Below are 6,148 nucleotides of genomic sequence, written 5' to 3' on the forward strand. Positions count from 1 at the left end.
CCTGGAACTTCCTGCGCACCGGCGAGCTGCCCAAGCATGACCACAGCCACGTTGAAGGCATGGATGACGTTGCCGAAGACAGCAACTGGTTCGCCATGGACGACAACCTGCACCCGCACGATATCAAGCACAAGGATGACAACAAATGAGCGCGCTGATCATTTTCGGACTATTGATTGTCCTGATGCTTACCGGCATGCCGATTTCGATCTCGCTCGGTCTGACGGTACTCACTTTCCTGTTCACCATGACCGAAGTGCCGATCGAGGCGGTGGCACTGAAGCTGTTCACCGGCATCGAGAAGTTCGAGATCATGGCGATCCCGTTCTTTATCCTCGCCGGTAACTTCCTCACCCACGGCGGGGTGGCGCGGCGCATGATCAACTTCGCCACCAGCATGGTTGGCCACTGGCATGGCGGCCTCGGCCTAGCTGGCGTGATGGCGTGCGCACTGTTCGCCGCCGTGTCCGGCTCCAGTCCGGCCACCGTGGTCGCCATCGGCTCCATCCTGTTGCCGGCCATGGTCAAGCAAGGCTTCCCCAACAGCTTCGGCGCCGGCGTGATTACCACCAGCGGCGCGCTGGGCATCCTGATCCCGCCATCCATCGTGATGGTGATGTACTCGGTTGCAACCAACACCTCGGTCGGTCAGCTGTTCATGGCCGGCGTGATTCCGGGGCTGATGCTGGCGACCTTCCTCGGCCTTACCACCTGGTATCGCGCACGCAAGTTCGGCTATCCGCGTCTGGCCAAGGCCACTGCCGTGCAACGCCTGAAAGCGTTCCGCGAATCGATGTGGGGCCTGTTCCTGATCGTGGTAGTGATCGGCGGTATCTATAGCGGCATCTTCACCCCGACCGAGGCGGCGGCGATGAGCGCGGTGTACGCCTTCATCGTGGCGGTGTTCGTCTACAAAGACATGAGCCTGAAGCAGGTGCCGAAAGTGCTGCTGGATTCGGCCTCGATGTCGGCGATGCTGCTCTATATCATCACCAACGCCGTGCTGTTCTCCTTCCTGATGACCAGCGAAGGCATCCCGCAGGCGATGGCCGGCTGGCTGATCGACGCCGGCCTCGGCCCGATCGCCTTCCTGCTGGTGGTGAACGTGCTGCTGCTGCTGGCTGGCAACGTGATGGAGCCGTCATCCATCGTGCTGATCTTCGCCCCCATCCTGTTCCCGGTGGCGATGGCGCTGGGCATCGACCCGGTGCACTTCGGCATCCTGATCGTGGTGAATATGGAAGTGGGCATGTGCCACCCGCCGGTCGGCCTCAATCTGTATGTTGCCTCGGGCATTACCAAGATGGGCATCACCGAGCTGACCATCGCGGTATGGCCATGGCTGCTGACCATGCTGGCCTTCCTGATGCTGATCACCTATGTGCCGGCCATCTCGCTGTGGCTGCCACGCACCTTGGGCATGATGTAAACCACGCCCTGATTGGCCAGAAAGCGACGGTTTTATACCGTCGCTTTTTTTGTCAGACAGCCGGCATAGCCGTTCGTGCTTCTAAGCCTATATAATGGCCAACGAATGCTGTTAATCCAAACTGCTTAAAAAAGCACCTCAGGAGCCTTCCAATGGATGAGCAACTGCGCCAGAGCGCACTCGATTTCCACCAGTACCCGACCCCCGGCAAGATCCAGGTGTCGCCCACCAAGGCACTCGCCACCCAACACGACCTCGGTCTGGCCTATTCGCCAGGCGTAGCCGCACCGTGCATGGCCATCGTGGATGACCCGCTGAACTCGTACAAATACACCGCACGCGGCAATCTGGTTGCCGTCATCTCCAACGGGACAGCGGTGCTGGGGCTGGGCAATATTGGCGCACTGGCCGGCAAGCCGGTGATGGAAGGCAAAGGGGTGCTGTTCAAGAAGTTTGCCGGCATCGACGTATTCGATATCGAAGTGGACGAACTCGACCCGGACAAACTGGTCGACATCATCTGCTCGCTGGAACCGACCTTCGGCGGCATCAACCTCGAAGACATCAAGGCGCCCGAGTGCTTCTACATCGAGAAGAAGTGCCGTGAGCGCATGGGCATTCCGGTCTTCCACGACGACCAGCACGGCACCGCCATCGTGGCCGCCGCCGCCGTCCTCAACTCGCTGCGTCTGGTTGGCAAGGATATCGAAAAGGTACGCGTGGTCGCCTCCGGTGCCGGCGCTGCCGCCATCGCCTGCCTCGACCTCTTGGTCGCACTGGGCGTCAAGCGCGAGAACGTCACCGTCTGCGACTCCAAAGGCGTGATCTACAGCGGCCGCGACGACAAGATGGACGAGACCAAAAAGCGCTACGCCATTGCCGACAATGGACAGCGCAAACTGGCCGACGCCATGGTCGGCGCCGACATCTTTATGGGCCTGTCCGGCCCCAAGCTGGTCAGCCAGGACATGGTCAAGAGCATGGCCGCGCACCCGGTCATTCTGGCCATGGCCAACCCCGAGCCGGAAATCATGCCGGATCTGGTCAAGGCCGTGCGTCCGGATGCCATTATCGGCACCGGCCGTTCCGACTTCCCCAACCAGGTCAACAACGTCCTGTGCTTCCCCTTCATCTTCCGTGGCGCGCTCGATGTGGGCGCCACCACCATTAACGAAGAGATGAAGCTGGCTTGCGTGCGCGCCATTGCTGATCTGGCCATGGCCGAGCAGAACGATGTGGTCGCCACCGCCTACGGCAACCAGGACCTGTCCTTCGGCCCGGAATATGTGATCCCGAAACCGTTCGATCCGCGCCTGATCGTCAAGATCGCCCCGGCCGTGGCGCAGGCCGCGATGGATTCCGGCGTGGCCGCGCGTCCGATCACCGACATGGATGCCTACGTCGAACAGCTGACGCAGTTCGTCTACAAGACCAACCTGTTCATGAAGCCGGTGTTCAGCCAGGCCAAGAAAGAACAGAAGCGCGTGGTGCTGGCCGAAGGCGAAGACGAGCGCGTGCTGCACGCCACCCAGGAAATCGTGTCGCAAAAGCTGGCCTTCCCGGTGCTGATCGGCCGCCCGAGCGTGATCGAGACCCGCATCAAGAAGCTCGGCCTCAAGCTGGAAATCGGCACCGACTTCGAGCTGGTCAACAATGAAAACGACCCGCGCTTCGCCGACTACTGGAAAGACTACTACGCGCTGATGAAGCGTCGCGGTGTCAGCCAGGAGCAGGCCAAGCGCCGCGTGATCGGCAACTCCACGCTGATCGGCGCACTGATGGTCAAGCGCGGCGAAGCCGATGCGCTGATTTGCGGCACTTACGGCGCCTACAAGCAGCACTTCGGCATCGTCGAAGACATTCTCGGCTACGCACGCGAGGACAAGGTTGCCGCCGCGATGAATGCGCTGATTCTGCCTAACGGCAACATCTTCATCGCCGACACCTACGTCAACGAAGATCCGGACGCAGAACAACTGGCCGCCATCACCGAAATGACCGCCGAAGCGGTCAAGCGCTTCGGTATCGCGCCCAAGGTTGCGCTGTTGTCCAACTCCAGCTTCGGTGCGCTGAACAACCCGGCAGCCAGTAAGATGCGCGACGCGCTCTCGCTGGTACAGGCCAAGCACCCGACGCTGGAAATCGATGGCGAGATGCAAGGCGATGCCGCACTGGTCGAAGCGATCCGCAGCCAGGCCATGCCGGACAGCCCGCTCAAGGGCGCGGCCAACCTGTTGATCATGCCTAACGTCGAAGCGGCCAATATCAGCTACAACCTGCTGCGCGTATCCGCCTCCGATGGCGTCACCATCGGCCCCATCCTGATGGGCATGGCCAAGCCGGTGCACATCCTGACCCCGATCTCGTCGGTACGCCGCATCGTCAACATGGTGGCACTCGCCGCCGTGGATGCACAAACCGCCAAGTAAGTTCAGGCGCCGCCTGCTTAGGCGGCACAAAACAAACGGGAGGCCGCGGCCTCCCGTTTTTTACGACTATCGATATAGCTGATCAGAACAATCCCCAGCCACGAGCTGGCTGGGGCAATGACCACACTCAGTCGTGATTCAAGCGGTTGCTGTCAAGCAAACTCTGCAGGATCGCAGTATCCGACAGAGCTACCCCCAGCTGGCTGGCAAGGTCGGTATTCTCCAGCACGATCTGCTGAGTCACACTGCCACTACCCGTATGCTTCACATCGATCACCGTATTGCTGCCCTCCATGCGGAAATCGAGATACTGATCCAGGCTGGCAGCGGTAAGACTTTCACTCTGCAGCAGATCGCGCAGATCCAGCTTGTCAGTACTGCCGAAGTCCTTGACCACGTCACGCGCCGGCGTAGCCGCCGTACCCTGATCCCCCAGCATCCACTTGAAGGTATCAACCCCGAGACCACCACTGAGCGTGTCGTTACCAGCGCCACCGATCAGTACGTCGTTGCCATCACCGCCGTACAGCTTGTCGTCGCCGGCGCCACCGTTGAGCATGTCATTACCGGCCATGCCGTTAAGTAAGTCTGCGCCTCCACCACCCAGGATGGTATCGTCACCAGCAGTGCCCATTACCTTGTCGGCTGCACCGCTACCGTTGAACGTCGTCGAGGCCATCCGCACCACATCCGCTGCCGCTGCAGAAAGATCGATCTCGACCTTAGAGCTGGCGGTATCTCCGTCGCGGTCGCTCACAGTAAAGCCGATGCTTTCGCTGCGGTCCCCGCTGACGGACGTCGGGGCGGTATAGGTGTATACCCCGTCATCCAGATCGATCAGGAACGAACCGCCGAGCGCGGTCTTCACCGTCAAGGTGTTGCCATCCGTATTGAAAGTGCCGGCACTGGTGCCGCCGGAAACCGTCACCGCGCCGTTGCCGCTCGGGTCGTAGCGGTAGGTCACCCCGTCAATCACCAAGCTCAGCACGTAAGCACCGTCCGCACCGCCGTCGGTCAGCAAATCGCCGCTGATCGTCTTCGTCGACGTCACGCTGCCGAAAATGCCGAAGCTGTTGCTGGCACTCTCGTTGGTGTAAATGGTTTTGACAAAGTTACCGCTGGCATCCTTGAAGCCGAGCAGATTGACCTGATAATTCTGCCCGGCAATCGTCACCGTCACGGTCTGTGCCGGTAGTGTGATGATGTCAGGCGGGTTGGAGCCGTCGGAGCCTCCAGTCTCGTTATGCGTCAACGTCGCGGTGAACGACACCTTGGTCGACACACCGTTGATCACCACGTCCATGTCCAGCTTGATATCAGTGGACTGTAGTGTCGACGAGTCGCGATTGATCGAGTAATTCGAATGCGTGAAGTCTGCCAGTTTAAAGACTTCGCCCGCCTTGACCACGGTTCCATCTGTTGTGGTGAACGCGGCATTGTCCACCAGGGTGTAGCCGGACTTCTGGGAGCCCGTCGGATCACCCCACTTGATCTGATCGTTCAGCGTGTCATGCGAGTCGGTATTATTTCTCTCGACCGTACTCGTCCCATTTTTATAAGTGTCGTTGACGAAGCCCGCATCCAGATCATTGATGCTGATCAGGTCCTGATCGATAAACACCCCGTGCGACTGTGCGTACACCCGCGGTGAATCATCCTCGACTGTCACCGTCAGCTTGCCGGAAGTAGTCTGCCCACCCGCAGTCGCCTGTACGCCGACATCGAACGACAAGTGGTTTTCCCCATTGCCCGGCGCATGGTCGAACGGCTTATCATTATTCAGCGTCACCGTGTAGTTGCCGTTGTTGTCGATGGTGATCGTAGCCACTGTCACTGCCCCCACCTTTGCCGTCAGCGTCTGCGAGCTATTCCCGCTCCAGCTCACCAGCTGGCCACCGCTGTACAGAGTGCCAGCAGGTGCTGTCAGCACCACGCTCAACGCATCTTTATCGGCGTCGCTGATCGCCAGCTTGCCGTTAGCCGTCTTGCTGTCGCTCTGGTCGTTCGGCGTCCCCACCGTATCGGCAAGACCACCAGAGAGCCCCTCCTCAGATACCACTGCACTGCCAGACACCACCACCGGCGCGTCGTTCACCGGCAGCACCGTCACCGTCAACTCCTGACTGGTGCTCTCCTTGTCGCCATTCGACGATTCGGTCGCCGTCGCGGCCGTCTTGCTGTCGCTCTGGTCGTTCGGCGTCCCCACCGTATCGGCAAGACCACCAGAGAGCCCCTCCTCAGATCACCGTCAGCTTGACGCTGCCGTTCCAGTCCTGCGGGCCCTTAAACT

At 60.2% G+C, this 6,148-nt stretch carries 3 protein-coding genes; 2 read left to right on the forward strand and 1 reads right to left on the reverse strand.

The genetic code is table 11. The features are described 5' to 3' along the window. Nucleotides 1–145: 145 nt before the first annotated feature. Nucleotides 146–1,429 carry a TRAP transporter large permease gene (locus tag EGI20_RS15905; protein WP_124736688.1) on the forward strand — a complete coding sequence of 428 codons (1,284 nt, stop codon included), beginning with the start codon at nucleotides 146–148 and terminating at the stop codon, nucleotides 1,427–1,429. 152 nt (nucleotides 1,430–1,581) lie between these two features. Beyond that, nucleotides 1,582–3,858 carry an NADP-dependent malic enzyme gene (locus EGI20_RS15910; protein ID WP_498632638.1) on the forward strand — a complete coding sequence of 759 codons (2,277 nt, stop codon included), beginning with the start codon at nucleotides 1,582–1,584 and terminating at the stop codon, nucleotides 3,856–3,858. A gap of 127 nt (nucleotides 3,859–3,985) precedes the next feature. On the opposite strand, the gene EGI20_RS15915 is transcribed toward EGI20_RS15910, so the two are convergent. Continuing rightward, nucleotides 3,986–5,968 carry a type I secretion C-terminal target domain-containing protein gene (locus EGI20_RS15915; RefSeq protein ID WP_498632640.1) on the reverse strand — a complete coding sequence of 661 codons (1,983 nt, stop codon included), beginning with the start codon at nucleotides 5,966–5,968 and terminating at the stop codon, nucleotides 3,986–3,988. Nucleotides 5,969–6,148: the final 180 nt, after the last annotated feature.

Source organism: Aquitalea sp. S1-19 (assembly GCF_024343515.1).